Source organism: uncultured Methanobrevibacter sp., from assembly GCF_937906425.1.
Classification (GTDB): Archaea; Methanobacteriota; Methanobacteria; order Methanobacteriales; family Methanobacteriaceae; genus Methanobrevibacter.
In genome coordinates, this window is the sequence record NZ_CALCYR010000241.1 from 1 (window position 1) to 4,442 (window position 4,442).

A 4,442-nucleotide genomic window follows, 5' to 3' on the forward strand; every position below is an offset into this window, starting at 1 on the left:
TTTAAAAAGTTAAAATGTAATGTACAAGATAGAAAAATTTATATATAATGATAACAAAATAATAAGTACAGAAAAAAAATCAAGGGGAAATTTTTATCCATACATTGCCATAAGAACTTTTCCTTGAAAATAGATATTTTAAAGTAAAAACTTTTAATAATTTTTATACTTTGTAGCTAAAAGAATTTTATTGGTTTAGTTAATCTTTAAAAAGAGTTTTTAACTAATTAATTTTAAAAAAATTTAGTTAAACTCTTAAAAAAAAGAATTTTTAACTAAAATTAACAAAATTCTAGTTAAACTCTTAAAAAATAAATATTAACTGTTTTATTAAAAATTTAACACCATAAATTTAATAAACACCAATAAGCATGCCACTTAAAAATTATTACGACTTACTTTAAAACTTCTTTTAAATCCATTAGGAGGTAAAATTATGGAAAAATACTTAAGCTTAGAAATACCTAAAGAAGAAATCATTTATGATGGTAAAGTTAAGATGACATATAAAAACAATGGCCTTATTCGATGCAATAATAATTTAATTGGAAATCGTGCATACGTAATCTTTCCAATTTTACGTGAAAACATCGGATCAAAAGTCCGCGTAGCTGTTGATGAAATATTAAATAAAGGAATTAGAAACAACAATCGTAACGCCAGCGGCATAAATTTGGCTAAAAAATATGTTCATCGCAAATGTATTGTCATACTGGAGAATGAAACTGAATTAATGCTGGAGCGTTAAATAATAAAATATTTAAAGAGAACAGAAATTAAACAATGAATTAAAATAATAAAAAAATATTAAAACAAAACAGAAACAATACTGAGATGTTAAATATAAAATATTAAAATAAGGAGGATCAAAAATGGCAACTAAAAACAAAAGAGCAACAATAAACGTAACAAAACAATTTAAAGACGAACTAGACAAGATGAAACATGGAACTGAATCATACGAAACAGTTTTAAAAAGAGAGATTGGATGTTATGAAACCAACCTTGAAAATATTAAAGAACCTATAGCATTCCGCTTGGAAGGAGAATATGCCGATATGGAAGATTATGCATTAAATGTCTATTGGACTGAACTTTACAAATCCAAAGTAGGAGACTCCTGGGAATTGCCTGATAATGAAAACTGTATCAAACGTGAAACAGCAAGTGTATGCTACAAGGATGAAAATCTTGTTTTTGTTAAGATAAAAACATATGAAAATGGAGAAGTATTTAGTAAAGGCAGAATCTTTAATTTCTTCAGTGAATATTAATTAAATTAATTTAAATTAAAAATTTAAGTTTTTTAGTTGAATTTTAATTAAATTAACTTAAATTAAAAATTTAAATTTTTTTAACTAAATTAACTTAAATAAAACCAAATATACCAAAACATCAAAACTAGATTGGAATTTTAAAAAGGAGGCGTAACTATGAAAATGAAATTAAATTTAGAAATAGAAAAAGATAAAATTATATACCAAGGAAAAGTTAAAAGCGGCAAAAAGGGAATTGGAGTAATTCGCTTAAATGAAAAAACAGACAAATACACCTATATCATATTCCCACTTAAATGTAAAGATGAAAATGGCAAATTAAATATTATCATTGATGAAATATTGAATAAGGAAGCAATATTCAAGGATGACAAATACCAAATAGAACTTCAACGTGAGTATAAGGGCAAAACCTGTATTGTAATCACTTCCGATAAAGCTCTAGAGATAAAATTAAGAAAAAGGAATATTCTTTATGAAACTGAAGTTAAAAAGACCTTTAATGGCCAGGGAATGATTAGAATAAATGAGGGATTTCTTGGAGACAGATCATATGTAATCTTTCCAATTAGCCAAAGGGATGAATGGGAAAATATTTCAGTTGAAATTGATGAGATATTGAATAAGGGAATCAGACCTGACACCGATCACACCAGCTGTATACGTTTATCCAAAACAAAAGTTGGTAAAAAGTGTATAATCTGTTTACAGGAATCAGACATAAATTAGGTCTAAAAAGAAATTATACCTAAAGAAATTATACCTAAAAAGAAATGAGGTGAAAATATAGTTTTTGATGAAAAGAATTATCCGATGACTTACAAGGAATATGAAAAAAGAGTGGTTGAATTACTGCTTGAAGACTGCAAGGCAGAAGATGTTGACTTCATGATGGAGAAAATCGAAGCAGAACTGAAAGATGAGCCTAATTTTCTTCAGATGAGTTATGGTTATGATTGTTTCGATTATGACCATCCTGAAATTTATGGAGATGTTTGTAAGAAGACTTTTGAAGATGAGTTTTTGAAGAAGACTCCTGTCGCAAATTTCAGAAAACTGTTATGAAAATCCATATGAATTTGAAAAAGAACGGTGAGTACTTATGAAAAAGGAGAAAATAAGATTTGACGCAGGTTACGGTTTAGCCAACAGTTTCTGGATAAACCTGTTAAATGAATGCGAACCTGATGAGGAAAAGGAAATTCGCGCAAGACTTAAAAAGGCAAATCCTGAACAGTATAAGGAATTCCAAGAAATAGAGAAACTAAGACGAAAACAGAATAATTATTGAAAGCAATTGAAGATTAGATTGAACAAAATGCAGCAGGTCAAGTAAAGCTGATGACAGTATAAAAACAAAAAATATAAATCGAATCATTGAAAATATTCTATTACTTGAGTGATTATATGGCAAATCTGAATAATAAGAAACTTAAAAAATTACTGAAATCTAAATCAAGACTTAAGATTGAGCAAAATCCAGACCTTCTTTTAGATGAATTAATAAAATCAGAACTCTTTGTTCCTGTAATTGCAATTGAAGATGAAACTATAGATAATGAAACATTAAATCTTCAAATTGGATATTTTGATGAGGAAAATGGAGATCGTAACATATATCTATTTACAGACACTGGGGAAATAGAAAAGGCAGGATATGAAATTCAATCAATAGCTGTTAAAATGAATGAATTATCACTTATTCTATCTCAATTCGATGCAGAATTTAATTATATTGTAATCAATCCCTATGGAATAAATCCATACAAATTAGATTTTAATGAATTTTTGAAAAAGTTAAATTAAATTTAGAATTTTTTCTTATATGGATACTCTTTAAAAAAATAATTCTCTTAAAAATTCTAAAAAAAAATATTTTCTAAAATAACAGTTTTAAAAAACAACTCTCTTAAATTCTAAAAAAGCAAAAGAGGGATTTTTATGAAATCTATAAGAAATGATGAATTGAAGGAAGCAATTATCAAAGATAGTGAAAAGGACATTTGGACATTTATTGAAAAGTTAAAAACTGCTGAATTGATAACAATAATTGATGAAGATTCAAAAATAAAGGTTTTTAAGAAGGATATGAATTATATTGTTCTATTTACAGATTTGGATGAGGTAGAAATTGAAATAGAGGGAGAACTTAAAGCAATAAGTATGAAAGAATTGTTTAATATTCTTAAAGAAGAGGATTTAGACATAGAAGATCTTTATATTAATCCATATACTGAATCTAGCCTTCATTTAGATTTGGAAAATTTCCTGTTTATTTTTGAATAGAAATAAAAATACGTATAGGAAAATAATTTTAAAATTTAAAAAAAAACTATAAAAATAGCTGAAATTAAATAAAATAATTTTAAAATTTAAAAAAAAAACTAAAAAAATAGCTAAAAATAATTAAGAAAAAAACACTCAAAAATTTAATATTAAATAAATAAAGGAATGATTAATTAAATCAACACTTACCTGCACAAAGCCCTTTTTGCCGGAGGTGTTAATTGATTATTTTTAATCATCTCTTTAATTTCTTCTTTTGTAAACCATCCATACATGTCATGTTCATTACTTATTGTAACTTCATCAGAGTTTGCAGTAACTTTCATAATAATCTGAATTGATTTTACCTTTTCTCCTGTTTTACATGCAACATAATCATGTTGAAGGGTGTTGTATAATGAGACAAGATCTATTTCAAGACCAGTCTCTTCCAAATATTCTCTTTTTAAGGCTTCATCAAAGAATTCACTTCTTTTTACCTTTCCGCCTGGAAACTCCCATTTACCTGCATCATGAGAAGAAGCAGATCTTATTTTAAGAAGCAAATATTTGCCATCATATTCACAGATTCCTCTTACAGCCATTCCCCACATTGTATTCATTTTTTCACCTTAAAACCATTAATAAAAATATGTTTTTTCATTAATTAAAACTATAAAAAATACTTATTTAAATTTATTGAAACTTAAAAATAAATTTTTTTCATTAATTAAAACTTTAAAATAAAACTTAAAAATAAAACTCAACCTAAATATCCATTGAGATATAATATTAAAAATAAAATTAGAAGTAAAACTATTAAAAACAAGAGAAACAAAGCCCCGCTACGAGAGAAAGGACTGACAGGTGCACAAGTACCTGTAGAACAATTTTCATCAT

At 26.3% G+C, this 4,442-nt stretch carries 8 protein-coding genes; 7 read left to right on the plus strand and 1 reads right to left on the minus strand.

Annotated elements, in window-relative coordinates; all coding sequences use genetic code 11:
• The first annotated feature begins 499 nt into the window (after positions 1-499).
• From Q0138_RS06985 to Q0138_RS07015, 7 genes are all read left to right on the plus strand, one after another.
• Entirely contained in the window at positions 500-748 is a 249-nt protein-coding gene (locus Q0138_RS06985; RefSeq protein WP_297982550.1) for a hypothetical protein, read from the plus strand.
• Between the two features lie 124 nt (positions 749-872).
• The gene (locus tag Q0138_RS06990) at positions 873-1,274 is read left to right on the plus strand and encodes a hypothetical protein (protein WP_297982553.1); all 402 of its coding nucleotides are present in this window, start codon (positions 873-875) and stop codon (positions 1,272-1,274) included.
• Between the two features lie 159 nt (positions 1,275-1,433).
• Entirely contained in the window at positions 1,434-2,006 is a 573-nt protein-coding gene (locus tag Q0138_RS06995) for a hypothetical protein (RefSeq protein ID WP_297982557.1), read from the plus strand.
• An 84-nt stretch (positions 2,007-2,090) separates the two neighbouring features.
• The gene (locus Q0138_RS07000) at positions 2,091-2,342 is read left to right on the plus strand and encodes a hypothetical protein (protein WP_297982559.1); all 252 of its coding nucleotides are present in this window, start codon (positions 2,091-2,093) and stop codon (positions 2,340-2,342) included.
• Positions 2,343-2,379: 37 nt separating this feature from the next.
• Complete coding sequence (locus tag Q0138_RS07005) at positions 2,380-2,568, plus strand: hypothetical protein (protein WP_297982563.1); 189 nt, start codon at positions 2,380-2,382, stop codon at positions 2,566-2,568.
• Between the two features lie 116 nt (positions 2,569-2,684).
• The gene (locus Q0138_RS07010) at positions 2,685-3,083 is read left to right on the plus strand and encodes an SseB family protein (protein ID WP_297982566.1); all 399 of its coding nucleotides are present in this window, start codon (positions 2,685-2,687) and stop codon (positions 3,081-3,083) included.
• A 135-nt stretch (positions 3,084-3,218) separates the two neighbouring features.
• Positions 3,219-3,563, plus strand: a complete 345-nt coding sequence (locus Q0138_RS07015; protein WP_297982569.1) for an SseB family protein — start codon at positions 3,219-3,221, stop codon at positions 3,561-3,563.
• Positions 3,564-3,748: 185 nt separating this feature from the next.
• Here Q0138_RS07015 and Q0138_RS07020 read toward each other — a convergent pair whose 3' ends face one another.
• Positions 3,749-4,165: an NUDIX domain-containing protein gene (locus tag Q0138_RS07020; protein ID WP_297982572.1), complete on the minus strand. Its 417-nt coding sequence runs from the start codon at positions 4,163-4,165 to the stop codon at positions 3,749-3,751.
• Between the last annotated feature and the right edge of the window lie 277 nt (positions 4,166-4,442).